This is a genomic window from Lysinibacter sp. HNR, assembly GCF_029760935.1.
Classification (GTDB): Bacteria; Actinomycetota; Actinomycetes; order Actinomycetales; family Microbacteriaceae; genus HNR.
The window spans coordinates 1,236,363-1,252,009 of sequence record NZ_CP121684.1 but is presented as its reverse complement, the minus strand read 5'-3'; the positions used below and the strand labels follow the sequence as shown (position 1 = coordinate 1,252,009).

At 55.6% G+C, this 15,647-nt stretch carries 15 protein-coding genes; 6 read left to right on the top strand and 9 right to left on the bottom strand.

Annotated features, from left to right (window positions below; translation table 11 throughout):
* The first annotated feature begins 62 nt into the window (after positions 1 to 62).
* Positions 63 to 689 (top strand): O-methyltransferase, encoded by a 627-nt coding sequence (locus FrondiHNR_RS05530; RefSeq protein ID WP_279354245.1) that lies wholly within the window; start codon positions 63 to 65, stop codon positions 687 to 689.
* A gap of 57 nt (positions 690 to 746) precedes the next feature.
* On the opposite strand, the gene trmB is transcribed toward FrondiHNR_RS05530, so the two are convergent.
* The 4 genes from trmB to dapE all read right to left on the bottom strand — a co-directional run bounded on the left by trmB (position 747) and on the right by dapE (position 4,259).
* Positions 747 to 1,523 (bottom strand): tRNA (guanosine(46)-N7)-methyltransferase TrmB, encoded by a 777-nt coding sequence (gene trmB, locus FrondiHNR_RS05525; RefSeq protein WP_279354244.1) that lies wholly within the window; start codon positions 1,521 to 1,523, stop codon positions 747 to 749.
* Between the two features lie 101 nt (positions 1,524 to 1,624).
* A complete protein-coding gene (locus tag FrondiHNR_RS05520) occupies positions 1,625 to 1,795 on the bottom strand; it encodes a DUF3117 domain-containing protein (protein ID WP_279354243.1) in 171 nt (56 codons plus the stop codon).
* Between the two features lie 152 nt (positions 1,796 to 1,947).
* The gene (locus FrondiHNR_RS05515; RefSeq protein WP_279354242.1) at positions 1,948 to 3,162 is read right to left on the bottom strand and encodes a mannosyltransferase family protein; all 1,215 of its coding nucleotides are present in this window, start codon (positions 3,160 to 3,162) and stop codon (positions 1,948 to 1,950) included.
* A gap of 8 nt (positions 3,163 to 3,170) precedes the next feature.
* A complete protein-coding gene (dapE, locus tag FrondiHNR_RS05510; RefSeq protein WP_279354241.1) occupies positions 3,171 to 4,259 on the bottom strand; it encodes a succinyl-diaminopimelate desuccinylase in 1,089 nt (362 codons plus the stop codon).
* A gap of 69 nt (positions 4,260 to 4,328) precedes the next feature.
* Here dapE and dapD point away from each other — a divergent pair, with 69 nt between their 5' ends.
* Positions 4,329 to 5,285 carry a 2,3,4,5-tetrahydropyridine-2,6-dicarboxylate N-succinyltransferase gene (dapD, locus tag FrondiHNR_RS05505; RefSeq protein ID WP_279354240.1) on the top strand — a complete coding sequence of 319 codons (957 nt, stop codon included), beginning with the start codon at positions 4,329 to 4,331 and terminating at the stop codon, positions 5,283 to 5,285.
* Between the two features lie 135 nt (positions 5,286 to 5,420).
* Positions 5,421 to 6,299, top strand: coding sequence for a hypothetical protein (locus tag FrondiHNR_RS05500; RefSeq protein WP_279354239.1), 879 nt, complete (start codon positions 5,421 to 5,423; stop codon positions 6,297 to 6,299).
* Positions 6,300 to 6,325: 26 nt separating this feature from the next.
* Here FrondiHNR_RS05500 and FrondiHNR_RS05495 read toward each other — a convergent pair whose 3' ends face one another.
* From FrondiHNR_RS05495 to FrondiHNR_RS05480, 4 genes are all read right to left on the bottom strand, one after another.
* Entirely contained in the window at positions 6,326 to 7,639 is a 1,314-nt protein-coding gene (locus FrondiHNR_RS05495; protein WP_279354238.1) for a citrate synthase, read from the bottom strand.
* 137 nt (positions 7,640 to 7,776) lie between these two features.
* Positions 7,777 to 8,889, bottom strand: coding sequence for a succinyldiaminopimelate transaminase (dapC, locus tag FrondiHNR_RS05490; protein ID WP_279354237.1), 1,113 nt, complete (start codon positions 8,887 to 8,889; stop codon positions 7,777 to 7,779).
* Positions 8,890 to 8,892: 3 nt separating this feature from the next.
* A complete protein-coding gene (fdxA, locus tag FrondiHNR_RS05485) occupies positions 8,893 to 9,222 on the bottom strand; it encodes a ferredoxin (RefSeq protein WP_279354236.1) in 330 nt (109 codons plus the stop codon).
* Between the two features lie 59 nt (positions 9,223 to 9,281).
* On the bottom strand, positions 9,282 to 9,749 hold the full coding sequence (locus FrondiHNR_RS05480; RefSeq protein ID WP_279354235.1) for a hypothetical protein: 468 nt from the start codon (positions 9,747 to 9,749) through the stop codon (positions 9,282 to 9,284).
* Between the two features lie 220 nt (positions 9,750 to 9,969).
* On the opposite strand from FrondiHNR_RS05480, the gene efeU reads away from it, so the two are divergent.
* The 3 genes from efeU to efeB all read left to right on the top strand — a co-directional run bounded on the left by efeU (position 9,970) and on the right by efeB (position 13,612).
* Positions 9,970 to 11,004: an iron uptake transporter permease EfeU gene (efeU, locus tag FrondiHNR_RS05475; protein ID WP_279354234.1), complete on the top strand. Its 1,035-nt coding sequence runs from the start codon at positions 9,970 to 9,972 to the stop codon at positions 11,002 to 11,004.
* Positions 11,001 to 12,215, top strand: a complete 1,215-nt coding sequence (gene efeO / locus FrondiHNR_RS05470; protein ID WP_279354233.1) for an iron uptake system protein EfeO — start codon at positions 11,001 to 11,003, stop codon at positions 12,213 to 12,215. The genes efeU and efeO overlap by 4 nt, the downstream gene beginning before the upstream one ends.
* A gap of 65 nt (positions 12,216 to 12,280) precedes the next feature.
* On the top strand, positions 12,281 to 13,612 hold the full coding sequence (gene efeB / locus FrondiHNR_RS05465) for an iron uptake transporter deferrochelatase/peroxidase subunit (RefSeq protein ID WP_279354232.1): 1,332 nt from the start codon (positions 12,281 to 12,283) through the stop codon (positions 13,610 to 13,612).
* A gap of 71 nt (positions 13,613 to 13,683) precedes the next feature.
* Here efeB and typA read toward each other — a convergent pair whose 3' ends face one another.
* Complete coding sequence (typA, locus tag FrondiHNR_RS05460) at positions 13,684 to 15,591, bottom strand: translational GTPase TypA (protein WP_279354231.1); 1,908 nt, start codon at positions 15,589 to 15,591, stop codon at positions 13,684 to 13,686.
* Positions 15,592 to 15,647 lie beyond the last annotated feature (56 nt).

Here is a 15,647-nt window from a genome sequence, read left to right as displayed (position 1 = left end):
TGGGGGTTTCTGTGCGGGTACTCTTGTGGAGTAGTGTGACCTAACCTATCGCGGAGAAGAACGTGTCCCAGATTGAAAATAATTGGAAGTATGCCGAAGACCTTCCCCTCGAATCACCGGTGATAGAAAAAGCGCGCAAACTATCAATCGAGCTGGGAGTCTCCCCCGTTTCCCCCGCCGTGGGTTCAGCTCTCTCCAGCGTTGTTGCTATGACTCGCGCATCCACAATCGCAGAGATCGGTACCGGTCTTGGGGTAAGTGGTCTCTGGCTGCTATCACGCCTCGATGATGTCTCACTGACCACCATTGACAGCGAGTCTGAGTACCATCGACACGCCCGCTCGCTTTTTACACAGGCGGGTATAGCTCCCTCACGGCTACGTTTCATCAATGGCAAGGCCGAAGATATTCTGCCACGCATGAACGAGAACAGCTATGACCTCGTTGTCATCGACGCAAACCCTGATCTTCTACTCGAATACGTTGAGCACGGCCTCAGGCTGGTGCGCCCCGGTGGAACAGTGCTCGTTCCACGTATTCTTCACGGTGGCCGCGTGGCTGACCCGGCCATACGAGATAGCGTCTCTGTTGACTATCGTGCGCTGCTGCACGAGCTTGAGGCCACGGATGAGGTGGTCTCAGCCCTGCTACCCGTGGGTGACGGCCTACTTCAGATTACGCGTTTGTGACCTTTGCGGGCTGTTTTAGGGGCCCGCATCACAAAAAGCTCGACAAAACGATATGAACTAACGACGCACATACTCAAGATCAAAGACGCGTCGACCCGCTCGATGGGCTTTATTCTCAAAACTGGTGTGAACCCGTCCCTCGTATCGAGGAGCCCATCCCCCTCCGAGGCCCTCTTCCCGGGAAGATTCACTGGCACGTTCAGCATAGGGATTTTCAAACTGGGGTGCCCGATCCAACACATCACGCATTTGCTCAGCATAGTCGGACCAGTCTGTAGCGAGGCGCCATACGCCACCCGGCTTGAGTACTCGGGCCGCAATCGGCACAAAGCTATCCCGCACGAGCCGACGCTTATGATGGCGTTTCTTGTGCCAAGGGTCTGGAAAGAAAAGGTACAGCTCTGTCACAGATGCGGCGGGCAGCATCCGCTCCAGCGCGTGAACGGCATCCGCCTCCACCACCCGAACGTTACTCAATTTCTTCCCTGCTATCTTCCCCAGGGTGGAGGCGAGGCCCGGTTTATAGACTTCAACGGCTAAAAAATTCTTCTCGGGCGCCTGCGCAGCCAGATGAACCACCGCTTCGCCAAGCCCGGAACCAATTTCAACAACCAGTTCGGCCTCGCGCCCAAAGTGCTCTACGGGGTCAAACACATAGTCCGACCGCACCGAGGTATCGGTAAACTCCCGAGGAACATCAATAACGTAGGAGTCCGCGTGAGTGTCCCACACTGTCTGGCGGCGGCCCTGAAGGCGGGTTCCCCGCCGCATATAGGAAACCGGATGGGTGCTGTATCTCGGGTGGTTTTCAGTGGGTGGGTGCTGATTGCTCATTAAGTTGGTCTACGGTTACTCGGTCAGATCATGAACCCTCTACACATGAGCGGGGCCACAACCACGATATTTTGCACACCCTCGCTCACGCGAAGAGTACGTTAGTTCTTTACCACTCCGGTGAGGGCCTCGTGCAACTCTTTTGCTTCGGCGTCGTTGATAGAAACAACCAATCGGCCTCCGCCTTCCAAGGGAACACGCACGATGATTACACGTCCCTCTTTGACAGCCTCCATCGGCCCGTCTCCAGTTCTCGGCTTCATTGCAGCCATTGACGCTCCCCTTTCTAGGTTCTACTTCCTCTAATACTGTATCGGTTGTGGGCGGGGACTCTCTAATTAACCCCTCGAGATTTTGGAATACTACCATCAACACACCGCCCATAATACTTACTTTCACCTTTCGTTTCCGGGGTTATTATCCCCTAGGGTGGGGTCCAATCGTGGAGGCTAATTGCCCACATAAAGTTATTCCAAACCCATTGACCGTAGATAGATATTCCAATAAGAACCGTTCTGTATATCTTCGAAGACGGCTGGGCAATTGCTCCCAAAAGAGGAAAGAGAGGCATGAGCATACGAAAGGTGCTCGATTGCGGGAAGAAAACGGCCAGAAGATAAACTCCGTAACTAATACACCACAGCCGAAGCTCAATACCGAGCCTACGCACCTGGGGAAGCCAGAAACAGGCGACAACAGCAAGGAGAACAAGCACCAGCAAGATACTGCCCCAGGACGATCCGACCCACCAATTCGCACCCTGAAACCACGGGGTAAACGGTACAAGATGTTGATCTCCGACATAGGGGCGACGCCAGGCCAACTCCGTGTCGGTATAGGCAGTTATCGAGCCCGTCACCACCCACGCGACCGCGGGCCAGAGAAAGCCCATACCCGCCGTAAACAAACCGAGGAGAGCGGTCACAATAGCTTCTCGCGGGGGAAATGGGTCCCGCGCTCGTCGTAGAACACGCAGTAACCACCAGAGCCCAAGCAGCAGCGCAAAAGCAAGACCAACCGGGCGGGTAAGAGACATCACGCCCACCACAGGAAACATCCACGCGTAATCTCGGCGTACCAGCAGCCATAGCGCAAGCGTCAGGAGAAACGCAACCATCGATTCCGCGTAGGCCACCTGAATCAGGACAGAGACCGGCGCAAAACAGTACAGGGCCACAGCAAACAGAGACTGGGACTCACTAATGTAACGCAGCATCAAACGATAGAACAGCAACACCGTAGCACAACCAAATATGAGCGATACGAGCGACGCTACAGCGGGCCAGGGCAAAAACGTCACCAGCGAGATTGCCCGCACAAGAACGGGGAAGACCGGCATAAATGCCCAGGCATTCTCGGTGATATTTCCCCCGCTATCAAGCGGAAGTTCGGCAGGGTAGCCGTACAGGGCTATTCGCCAATACCACTGCCCGTCCCACAGAGCAGAGTACTCAACAAGACCGGGATGCTGCGATATCCATCCGGGAACGGCAGGCTGCTGGGCTGCAAAAATCAGCAACATCGTGGTCGAGACGATTCGAGATAGAGCAAAGATAACCAAAATTTTTGCCCACCAGGGCACGCGGGAGTAGAGGCCCGCTAACCGCCGACGAGCAGAACCGTATCGGTGCGTAATCATTACCCGGATTAGTCTGCCGCCAGGAGCCAACTGCGCAGCACGTCCTCACTCTCTGTAATTTGGTACAGAGCAACTCTCTCGTCATCAGCGTGAGCTTTAAGGGGGTCTCCCGGACCGTAGTTCACCGCGGGTATACCCAACGCGCTAAAACGGGCCACGTCGGTCCAACCGTATTTGGGCTGCGGCTCGGTGCCCACAGCATCGGCAAAAGCCCGAGCCAGCGGAGCCTCAAGCCCCGGGCGTGCACCCTCCGCTAGATCGGTCACGGTCAACTCGGCCCCCGGAAAAATCTCCCGAACGTGCTCGACCGCCTCGGCGCCGGTGCGGTTTGGAGCAAAACGATAGTTCACCTCGACCACACACTCGTCGGGGATCACGTTACCGGCTACTCCCCCGTGCACGCGCACGGCGTTTAGACCCTCGCGATAGACGAGTCCGTCTACCGCAACCTGGCGAGGCGTGTATTCAGCCAGGGTGGACAAAATCGATGCCGATCGGTGAATAGCGTTATCTCCGACCCAGCTTCTTGCGGAGTGGGCTCTTTTACCCTGAGTGCGCAATTCGACACGAAGTGTTCCGTTGCACCCTCCCTCCAGGGTCGCATTGCTAGGTTCACCCAGGATCGCAAAATCTCCCTGAAAGAGATCAGGTCTGTTACGAGCGAGGCGGCCCAGCCCGTTCAGGTCTGAACTAACCTCTTCATGGTCGTACCAGATCCAGGTGATGTCCATCCGAGGGTCGGTGAGCTCTACAGCGAGCTTTAACTGCACGGCAACAGCGGCCTTCATATCGACGGTTCCTCGCCCCCAAAGATAGTCAACGCCGTCGATAGTTTCCTGTCGGGTGGGAAGGTTATTATTTACCGGCACGGTGTCCAGATGGCCCGCTATGATAACCCGCTGCGCATGTCCCACGCTGGTTCGAGCAACCACGCAGTCACCGTCACGGACAACCTCTAGGTGCGGATATCCCGAGACGGCCTGTTCCATAGCATCGGCAATCATCTTTTCATTTCCGGAAACTGATTCGATATCGCATAGCTGCCGGGTTATTTCTATGGAAGTCTGACCCAGATCTAGCCGCGATGATGAATTCATCGTTTAAGTTTAGCCACAACTCTCCGATGCGAGGCCCCGATCACGGGTGGGTCACGGTAATCTTAAACAATGACTCCTCATACGCAACGGGCCTGGGGGTATGGGCTCGCAACGATCACATCCAACGGTGAAATACTCGATACCTGGTACCCCGAGCCACAGCTCGGAGCAATTCCCCCTCACCGTGATCGCTGGATCGCCCCATCCCACATTGAGGAGTTAGCAACCCCAGATCCTCGCCGAGACGTCGCTACAGACATAGTTACAGTGAGTATTGATCTTGACGAAGCACCTGCAAGCACCCCGGATGCCTATCTCCGGCTGCACCTACTCTCGCACCTACTTGTCACACCCAACAGCATTAATCTCGACGGCATTTTTGCGCATCTCCCCACCGTTGTGTGGACCACGGCAGGCCCGGTGCACGCTGAGACATTTGATCGCCTACGACCGAGCCTCAAGAGAGCGGGAATTATTGCAACCGGAGTAGACAAGTTTCCCCGCCTGCTCGACTATGTCACTCCGCGGGGGGTTCGCATCGCTGATGCCTCACGGGTTCGGCTCGGGGCTCATCTGGCTGCGGGTACAACCGTTATGCACGAGGGCTTTGTTAACTTCAACGCGGGGACGCTCGGGCAATCAATGGTTGAGGGCCGGATCTCGCAGGGTGTTGTTGTGGGCGCAGGCTCCGATATCGGTGGAGGAGCCTCCATTATGGGAACCCTCTCTGGCGGGGGTACTCAACGCATCAGCATCGGAGAGGAGTCGCTGCTCGGGGCTAACTCGGGAATCGGCATCTCCCTCGGTAACAACTGTGTGGTAGAGGCAGGCCTCTATGTTACGGCAGGCACCAAAGTGACGCTCCTCGACGGGTTTAATCACACGGAAAACCCCAAGACGGTTAAAGCCGTCGAACTTTCGAGTATCGATAACCTTTTGTTTCGTCGAAACTCCCTCAGCGGGGCGGTCGAGGTGGTTTCCCGTCGCGGTGAGAGAGTCGTACTGAATCAGGCTTTGCATACGTAACAGCACCGCGACGCAGACAGTAGCGCCCCCGAAAAAACACCTGCAATCTGTGACAGAACATAGGGTTTATTACACCCGTGTAAACCTGTGGATAGTTTCCGAACCGATTCTATAAAGTTTGCGATTCTTGGGTTCATGAACTCCCACAACCTGTCAGCGGTATCAGATCTAGACGCATTTTTACTTCCGTTCCCCCTCCCACCCGGCGGGGCGTTCAGCCACCACACTGCAGCCCGAACGTGGGGAATGATTCTTCCCGAAGAGTTTGATCCCACGCACCCTCCGCACGTTACGGTTAATAGCCCCCACAGGATGCGTACCAACGGGTCCTACATCGGTCACAGCAGACAGCTACCCGACTCAGAGAAAACCTCCCTCAGGTCTCTTCCTGTCACAACGCCCGAGCGCACCTGGTTTGACATGATTGGCTGGGCAGAGTCGACTCAAAGATCCGCTCGTAACAACCTCGGGGTGTCATTGAGACTTCCCGGAGGCGTCATATATCCCGCAGACACCCTGGAATACGCCGTAGCCTGGGGTGACCGCCTCATCGGCGGAAGCTATCCGGTAAGCACCAGGGCTAAGCTGCAGAGTGCAGTAGAGAAGGGACACGGTGCACGTGGCGCCAAAATAGCGCGCGCTGCTCTTCCCCTGTTAAACGAGTCGGCCCAGTCAGCGGGAGACTCTCTGCTCACAATCCAACTCACCCACAAAGACCTTCCGCCCGGGCCACCGATAACCCTGGTAGGCAACACCGTGCCGCGCAGCATACTCTATCCCCTCACCTACCCATCCGCACGCATCGCACTGCGATTTACCCTGCCCCCGCACCTGGAGGCGCATCACTTTCTCTCGCCAACAAGCTATCAACGAGTGGGCAGTTGGAAGACCCTCAGCTTTAATGACTCTGACGTGTGCCGACGCGGAACTGTACTTGAACGCCTTATCGACTGTGCCGCAGGGGTTATGCACCCCTCGGAGAACCTCATGCGTCAATCTCCGACTGCCGGCTAACGAGGGGTAGCTGCCGCTTGTAAGTCTTAGCTTTCCCTCGTTTTGAAATGTCTCTCCGGACTGCCTAGATACAGTTGCTGCGGACGGCCAATCTTGGTCTGACGGTCATCATTCAGCTCACGCCACTGCGCAATCCAACCGGGCAACCGCCCAATGGCAAAGAGCACGGTAAACATACGGGTAGGGAACCCCATAGCTTTGTATATAACACCCGTGTAAAAATCAACGTTGGGGTAGAGTCGACGCTCGATGAAGTAGTCATCGCTCAGCGCGATCTGTTCCAGTTCTTTTGCCAGGTCAAGAAGAGGATCGGTCACCCCAAGGGCATCCAACACCGCATCGGCGCTTTCCTTCACAATCTTGGCCCGAGGATCGTAGTTTTTATATACGCGGTGGCCAAAGCCCATGAGGCGCACCCCAGCATCTTTGTTTTTAACACGCTCAACAAACTTCTTGACACCCTCGCCCGAGTCGCGAATCTGTCCGAGCATACTCAGAACAGCCTCGTTAGCACCACCGTGCAGAGGTCCGGAGAGGGCGTTGATACCCGCAGAGACCGAAGCAAACATATTTGCCCCGGTGGAACCCACCAGTCGAACGGTGGAGGTTGAAGCATTCTGTTCGTGGTCAGCGTGCAAAATAAGCAATTGGTCGAGAGCACGGGTGAGAATCGGATCCATATCATACGTCTCGGCCATGTTGCCAAAGTTAAGCTTTAAAAAATTGTCGACAAAACCGAGCGAGTTGTCAGGGTAAAGAAAAGCCTGCCCAATCGACTTCTTATGAGCATACGCGGCAATCACGGGTAGCTTAGCCAAGAGCCTGATGGTGTTTATTTCTACCTGCTCGGGATCGTGAGGGTTCAGCGATCCCTCATAGTAGGTAGATAGAGCGGAAAGCGCACTCGAAAGAACAGACATGGGGTGCGCGGTATGCGGCAGTGCGGAAAAAAAGCGTTTCAGATCCTCGTGCAGCAGGGTGTGATGACGAATCTTATCGTCAAACTTTTCTAGCTCCCCTGCGGTGGGAAGCTCTCCGTAAATCAGGAGCCAGGCCACTTCTAAATAGGTGGAACTCTGCGCAAGCTCATCTATGGGATATCCACGATAACGAAGAATTCCCTTATCGCCGTCAATATAGGTGATTGACGACTTTGTCGCCGCAGTGTTGACAAAGCCGTAATCAAGCGCGGTCAAACCCGTCTGTTTAGTGAGCGTTGAAATATCAATTGATGAGGCTCCCGATACTGAAGCGAGCAACGGAAACTCCGCTGACCCTCCAGGAAAAGAAAGGGTCGCTTTCTGCTGTGCGTGGCCGGTTCCTGTACCTGAGTCAGTCACGTCATCTCCTCCAGTTGTTAACCGTCAGTTCTTGTGGTGTGCGTTACAGCGCTGGAGGAACTCACGTCGGTTCCCCTCCGATCCAGACTAGCGTGTTAGCGCCGTGTGTGCTGAATCGAAATGGATCGAAAAACTCTCTACGTCGAACTAAATTGAGCCAAACGCTGGGCGGCAGCGGCAATTCCGCGGTCTGGGGAGGTCAACGAGAAACGTACGTGCCGAGGAAAAAAATCTCCGTAAAATGTTCCCGGACCCGCAAGGATGCCGTGCCGAGCGAGCCTGGCGATGGTTTCCCACGCATCCCGCCCCTCGGTTGCCCACAGGTACAGCCCCGCCTGACTTGCATCGATCGTAAACCCCGCAGCCTCCAAAGCTGGCTTGAGAATATCACGCCGCGCACGATAGCGTTCCTTTTGCTCTCGCACGTGCAAGTCATCCTCCAGAGCGACAACCATGGCTTCCTGGACAGGTGCGGGGAGAATCATGCCCACATGCTTCCTAACCGTGGTCAGCCGGGAAATAATTAAGGAATCACCCGCGATAAAAGCTGCCCTATATCCGGCCAGGTTTGACTGCTTACTGAGAGAATAAACAGATAGGACACCGGAACGGTCCTGCCCGACAACCCGAGAATCCAAGATGCAGGGGGTGGGGGCGTCTACCCAAGGCGCATCCCAGCCAAGTTCTGCATAACACTCATCGCCAGCGATAACTGCGCCTAGCTCACGGGCCCTCATAACGGCCAGGCGTAGTTGAGGGATGCTCAACACCCGTCCATCGGGGTTCCCCGGGGAGTTTAACCACACCAATTTGGTGTTGGACGGCCATTCTTCAGGGTCATCGCTCGGGACGGATTGTGCCCCCGCTATCGCTGCCCCCATCGCGTACGTGGGATAGGCAGCGCGCGGATGCACCACAGCATCGCTCTCCCCCAGGCCCAGCATAAATGGTAGCCACGCCACAAGCTCCTTAGAACCTATTGTAGGCAGCACCTCACCGGGGGCAAGACCCGCAACGCCACGGCGCCGTTCAAACCACGATGATATCGCAGAACGTAAACGCGGGGTTCCCACCGTTGTTGGATACGCGTGGGCGTCAGTGGCCGCGGCCAGCGCATCCCGAATACTACGCGGCGTGGGATCTATCGGCGACCCGATAGAAAGATCCACGATCCCGTCCGGGTGTGCCCGCGCCTCCTCGGCATAGGGAGCCATCGCATCCCAAGGGTAATCGGGCAGGGGTCCCAGCATTTCCTAAGCCCCGTCGTTTACACCGGCAGGAAGTGCGCTGATAAGAGGGTGATCTTTGGGGTAGGGCCCCACTTTTGCCGCGCCGCCGGGGGAACCAATATCATCAAAGAACTCTACATTTGCCCGGTAGTAGTCAGCCCACTCCTCGGGAAGATCGTCCTCGTAATAGATAGCCTCAACGGGGCAAACTGGCTCGCAGGCACCGCAGTCGACACACTCATCGGGATGAATATAAAGCGAGCGTTCTCCCTCGTAAATGCAGTCAACGGGACACTCATCTATACAGGCGCGGTCCTTGACATCGACGCAGGGTAGGGCGATGACGTAGGTCACAGATTCTCCGTAATTCTCGGCGGGTATTCGGTGCTTACTAGTTTACCCCTTCGGTGGGACTAGCGTTGCTCTATCACCGACCCGGTGGCGGTAGGGATTGACTCTACTCGGTGTGAACGCGGCCACAGTAACGCAATCGCACTGATCAGCACCGTCCCCACAAGCCAGATCCAGCCGTACGTATTGTTGGGGATAAGCACGGTTCCCCCCGCGCTCTGTGTGCTATACAGCGCCAGTGCTAGAAGAGCTCCCGCACAAAACTGCAATACCCGACCAATGCCCGGATACAGCAACCGAAAAAGGCTCACAATTGCAATATAACCGAGTAGGGCCACGCAGAGACCAAGAGGCAGATCGATTTCGCCCAGAGTAATATTCACCTGGTGCTGAACAGAACCCAGCGATCCGTAGAAAAACCCAAAAATGACCGTAAGAACGATATAGAGCACCCGCGCCCACAGCGGTAATGGCGAGGGTGTTTGAGCCGTGTGCTGATCTACTGGCGGGTAAAGATAAGTTGTGCTCACCCCATCGATCATACGCCTTTAAGACTCATGTTTTCTCAAATTACCTCTGGACAGTATGGCATGAAACCCATTAGTCTCACCTAAGGGCAGGCTAACCAAATGTTACAGCTGAAACACCGTGGCGTTCCAATACACCGGGCACACGACCGCCACCCTTCTCCCCGCCTCCATCGAGCAAAGCATGCCACACTTTCCGCGACAAACAACAAGAAGGGACACCGTGCTCAGCACTTTCCTGGTTGGCCTCCGCGAGGGGCTCGAAGCAGCCCTCATCGTGGGGATTCTCATTGCATATGCTCACCGGATTAATCGACACGACGTGGTGCAACGAATCTGGATAGGGGTGTTCCTCGCGATAGCGTTGTCCCTTGCGATTGGTGCTATTCTCACTTTTGGCACCTACGGATTATCTTTTGAAGCCCAGGAGATTATCGGCGGCTCACTCTCTATCCTCGCGGTTGGTTTTGTCACCTGGATGGTTTTCTGGATGCTCCGAACAGCCCACAACGTGAAAAACGAACTAGAATCCTCCCTCAGCAAGGCTCTTCTCGGAGCAGGCTGGGGACTCGTTTTTGTAGGGTTCATCTCGGTTGCGCGTGAGGGCATCGAAACTGCGCTCTTCCTGTGGGCAGCGGTAAAGTCTTCGGGAGACGCACCCCTTGCCCTGACAGGGGCCGTGCTCGGTTTAGCCGCCGCAGTAGCGCTCGGATGGCTTATCTTCAGGGGAATGATTCGCATTAACCTCTCGACCTTTTTCACCTGGACCGGAGCGCTCTTGGTTGTGGTTGCAGCCGGGGTTCTGGCCTACGGCGTCCACGATCTCCAGGAAGCCAGAGTATTACCCGGACCGTTTGAAGCGGCCCCGATCGATTCGCCAGCATGGCTCGCCCATCTATACGGCGAGGCCGGATGGGCTTTCCGTATTCCCCATATCATTGCACCCGACGGCATTCTTGGCACCGTTCTTAAAGGAACCGTAGGATTTGCGCCCGAGATGACCAAGCTCGAAGTCTGGGTCTGGGCACTTTACATCATTCCCACCTTCAGTATCTTTCTGACAAAAATTGTGCGTAATCGTCGTGTCTCTAATAGTTACAAAGTCCACAACCGCACAACACTAGCCGATGCCACAGACGCTAATCCCACGGCCTTGTCCGTGCCAGTTACAGACAACCCCATCTCGAAGACCACCACTACAACTGCAGCCCCCACCGCAGCAAACAACACGGTCAACCCGACCCGAGGAGAATCATGAAGCAGAGAGCACTCTGGAGCGCACTAGCCACAATCGGCCTGATCGGGGTAGTTGTGGGCTGTGTTCCCAACAATCCCGGGGGAAACTCATCGGCAACCCAGATCGCGGTCGACAGCACCAACGATGCCTGCACCGTTGATCAGGCGAGTTCCAGCAGTGGCCCCATCACGTTTACCGTTAAGAACTCGGGTGATAGAGTAACGGAGTTTTACATTCTTGCGGACGACGAACTTCGAATTGTGGGGGAGGTAGAAAATATTGCGGCCGGTGTAAGCAGGGATCTCACCGTGGTTGCACAGCCCGGAACCTACTACACCATGTGCAAACCCGGCATGATCGGGGAGGGAATTGGTCGAGCACAATTCAAGGTCACGGGTGAGGGCATCACGCTTTCCGAAGACGATCAGGAGGCTGCAGAACTGGCGGTTGCCAACTACACCTCCTACGTTAAACAGCAAGTCTCCGAGCTCGTACCCAACGTTCAAAAGCTCACCGATGCCTACACCAGCGGCGACGACGACACCGCTCGGGCCCTCTTTCCCCTCACCAGAATCAACTACGAGCGTATTGAGCCGACCGCCGAACAGTTTGGTGACCTCGATCCTAAAATCGACTATCGTAAGCCAGGAGCGGAAGCCGAAGGAATCGAGTTCACCGGGTTCCACAGAATCGAGATGGATCTGTGGCTGAGCGAAGCTCAAAAGAACTATCCAACCGAAGATATCACAGCCCTGGACACTGAGGGACGCACTCAGATCGCCGGACAGCTGGTAACAGACGTCGGTGCTCTCCACGAGGCGGTGAACTCTGCCGACTTTGAGCTTACACTCGGGGACATTACCAATGGAGCTATCGGCCTACTTGATGAGGTTGCTGCACCCGATGGCAAGCTTCCCGGCGAGGAAGACGAATTTTCGCACACTGATCTGTACGATTTCTATGCCAACGTTGAGGGCGCAGAAGTAGCCTTTGGTAACGTACGAGACATCGCCGCAAGCCGGGGAGACGAGGGCTCCCAGCTCGTATCCACGCTAGAAAAGCAGTTTGACGCGATGAAATTTCTCCTCAACACATATGGAAATTACGACTCCGGCTTTGTCTCCTACGACACGGTCACGCAGCAGCAACGCAACGAGCTTGGGGCGCAACTCAACGCGCTCAGCGAGCCGCTCGCCAAACTGACACACACCGTTCTTGGCGTTCCCCAATAACCTTCGTACTACCAAGATAACAAACACAGAAAGCTCCGCCCCTCTAAAGATAGTTTTACCCTCATATGAACACAACTCCGCAGCAACCTCAGCAAGAAGAACCCAACGAGAATACACTCGACCCGTTCCCCTCCCGCCGCGGCCTGTCCCGACGAGGGCTCCTAGGACTCATGGGCGCCAGTGCAGCCGCGGGTTTTGTAGGCGGCGGAGCATCCATTGCTGCGATAACCACCGGGTCGCAACAGGCATCACCAGGCGCCGGACAATACCCGTTTTTTGGCGAGAAGCAGGCTGGGGTTACCACGGCGATGCAAGACCGAATGCACTTTGCAAGCTTTGATATGACTACAACAGCCACACGCAATGACCTCATAGAACTGCTTCAGGATTGGACCTACGCCGCCTCTCGACTCACCCGAGGGCTCGATGTGAGCGAGACGGGTGCCGTAGCTGGGCCTCCGCTGCTTCCCCCCGACGATACCGGCGAGGCTCTGGGACTCCCAGCCAGCAACCTCACCATCACATTTGGTTTTGGCCCCACCCTATTTACGCAGGCTTCGGGCACAGATCGTTTTGGTATCGCGCACCGCAAACCAAGCGAACTTACCGATCTCCCACTCTTTGCGTTTGATATCCTCGACCCTAAAATCAGTGGCGGCGATCTGTGCATACAAGCCTGCGCGGATGATCCCCAGGTCGCGGTTCACGCCATTCGCAATCTGAGCCGCATTGCCTTTGGACGGGCCCAGATTCGCTGGTCACAATTAGGGTTCGGGCGCACCTCCTCCACCTCTCGAACTCAACAAACTCCCCGTAATCTTTTTGGTTTCAAAGACGGTACCGCCAACATTGTGTCGCAAGAAACGGATGCGCTGGTGGAGCACGTCTACGAGGGGCCTGGCGCCGATCAATCCTGGATGAACGGAGGCACCTATCTGATTGTCCGCAAGATTCAGATGCTCATCGAAAGTTGGGACCGGGTCAAGCTTCAGGAGCAAGAAACCATTATCGGACGCAACAAAAGCGAGGGGGCCCCGCTCTCCGGTGGAGAAGAATTTACCGAACCAAACTTTACAGCGGTTACCTCAGAAGGAGGCCCCGCAATCCCCCTGGACGCCCACGTACGTCTTGCCCATCCCCAGGCTAATCAAAACATACGGATCATGCGCCGAGGATACAACTATGTCGACGGCAGCAACGAACTCGGACAGCTTAACGCGGGCCTCTTCTTTATTAGCTTTCAGCGGAGCCCACGACAGTTCATTACAGTGCAGAAGAACCTCACCGAAGACACCCTCAACGAGTATATTCGGCACATTGGCTCGGCTCTCTTTGCTATTCCGCGAGGGGTTCCCTCTGGTTCGCACTACATAGGAGAGCAACTCTTTGAGAGATAGCGCGTGATGCACCATCCCCCAAAAGAGTGGTAAAGCTCATCGCCCGTGCGTGAAATAGTTCCCTGAGGTTTTTACTCGTTCTGTTTTTTAAGGCGGGCTGTGTTGCGCTGTCGGGCGGCCGCGTTGAGTTCAACCTTACGAATACGAATCGCGGTGGGAGTGACCTCAACACACTCGTCTTCGCGAGCGAACTCGAGGCTTTCTTCAAGCGAGAGTTCGCGAGGAGGGGTCATAGACTCGAAGCTATCAGAGGAGGCGGCCCGCATGTTCGTGAGCTTCTTCTCTTTGGTAACGTTCACGTCCATGTCTTCTGAACGTGAGTTCTCACCAATGACCATACCCTCATAAACCTCTTCGGTGGGTTGGACAAAAAACGACATCCGCTCTTGAAGGTTAATCATGGCAAAAGGAGTGGCTACCCCGGAACGGTCGGCAACAATTGACCCGTTGACCCGGGTTGTGATAGCACCAGCCCAGGGCTCATAACCGTGCGAGATGGCGTTAGCAATACCCGTACCACGGGTGGTAGTCATAAATTCCGTCCGGAACCCAATAAGACCGCGTGCGGGCACAATAAACTCCATACGGATCCAACCGGTGCCGTGATTGACCATGTTGTCCATGCGTCCCTTGCGCGCGGCAAGGAGCTGAGTGATCGCACCCAGGTACTCCTCAGGTGCGTCAATAGTGAGGTGCTCAAAGGGTTCGTGCATTTTACCATCAATGCGTTTGGTGACCACCTGAGGTTTACCCACCGTGAGTTCAAAACCCTCACGACGCATATTCTCTACCAAAATTGCCAGCGCCAATTCACCACGACCCTGAACCTCCCAGGCGTCTGGCCGTCCAATATCAACAACTTTCAAAGAGATATTACCGATCAGTTCCCGATCAAGGCGATCCTTCACCATTCGAGCGGTGAGCTTATGCCCCTTAACCTTACCCACGAGAGGTGAGGTGTTGGTACCGATGGTCATGGAGATAGCGGGATCATCAATATGAATCATGGGCAGTGGGCGCACATCATCGGCGTCCGCAATGGTCTCACCGATAGTGATGTCTTCGATGCCCGCAACCGCAACAATATCACCGGGTCCTGCACTTTCTGCGGGGTAACGGGTGAGCGCCCGGGTGAGCAGCAACTCAGTAATCCGTACGTTTTGCACAGAGCCGTCATGGCGAACCCACGCGACGGTTTGACCCTTATTAATCGTGCCGTGGTGCACACGCAGAAGCGCGATGCGTCCCAGGAAGGGCGAGGAGTCCAGGTTGGTCACATGCGCTTGCAGAGGATGTTCATCATCATACTGTGGCGCAGGAACGTGCCTCATGACGGCCTCAAAAAGCGGCTCGAGGTTGTCGTTGTCGGGAAGAGAACCGTCTGCTGGCTTGTTGCGGCTGGCAGCACCGGCCCTACCCGACGCGTACACCACGGGAACATCAAGAACGGCATCGAGGTCAAGATCGGGGTATTCTTCCGAAAGGTCGGAAGCCAGACCGATAAGAAGGTCTTGGCTCTCGGAGACCACCGCATCGATGCGCGCATCGGGACGATCGGTCTTATTCACCAGAAGGATAACAGGAAGGCTTGACTCAAGCGCCTTACGCAGCACAAACCGGGTCTGAGGAAGCGGCCCCTCGCTGGAGTCAACCAGCAGAACAACGCCGTCTACCATGCTGAGCGCACGCTCCACCTCTCCACCAAAATCGGCGTGTCCCGGTGTATCAACAACGTTGATGGTCACTGGACCCTGTGTCGCGTGCTCTCCTTCATAGAGGATCGCGGTGTTCTTTGCGAGAATCGTAATTCCCTTTTCCCGCTCAAGGTCATTCGAGTCCATGACTCGCTCATCGGTCTGAACGTGAGCGTCAAACGAGTTTGTCTGTTTCAACATGGCGTCAACAAGAGTTGTCTTACCGTGGTCTACGTGGGCGACGATCGCAACGTTTCGAAGGTCATCGCGGGTGGCCAAAGCCATAAAAGTATCCTCAGGAGGTGCGAAGTGGGTGCGCTGGCGATTGCCAACCTAGCTAT

Excerpts from the sequence above, each read along its gene's own strand:
- FrondiHNR_RS05500 (WP_279354239.1), top strand. The coding sequence starts at position 5,421 with ATGAACTCCCACAACCTGTCAGCGGTATCAGATCTAGACGCATTTTTA.
- dapC (WP_279354237.1), bottom strand. The coding sequence starts at position 8,889 with ATGCTGGGACCCCTGCCCGATTACCCTTGGGATGCGATGGCTCCCTAT.
- FrondiHNR_RS05520 (WP_279354243.1), bottom strand. The coding sequence starts at position 1,795 with ATGGCTGCAATGAAGCCGAGAACTGGAGACGGGCCGATGGAGGCTGTC.
- dapD (WP_279354240.1), top strand. The coding sequence starts at position 4,329 with ATGACTCCTCATACGCAACGGGCCTGGGGGTATGGGCTCGCAACGATC.
- trmB (WP_279354244.1), bottom strand. The coding sequence starts at position 1,523 with ATGAGCAATCAGCACCCACCCACTGAAAACCACCCGAGATACAGCACC.
- FrondiHNR_RS05515 (WP_279354242.1), bottom strand. The coding sequence starts at position 3,162 with ATGATTACGCACCGATACGGTTCTGCTCGTCGGCGGTTAGCGGGCCTC.
- dapE (WP_279354241.1), bottom strand. The coding sequence starts at position 4,259 with ATGAATTCATCATCGCGGCTAGATCTGGGTCAGACTTCCATAGAAATA.
- efeO (WP_279354233.1), top strand. The coding sequence starts at position 11,001 with ATGAAGCAGAGAGCACTCTGGAGCGCACTAGCCACAATCGGCCTGATC.
- typA (WP_279354231.1), bottom strand. The coding sequence starts at position 15,591 with ATGGCTTTGGCCACCCGCGATGACCTTCGAAACGTTGCGATCGTCGCC.
- efeB (WP_279354232.1), top strand. The coding sequence starts at position 12,281 with ATGAACACAACTCCGCAGCAACCTCAGCAAGAAGAACCCAACGAGAAT.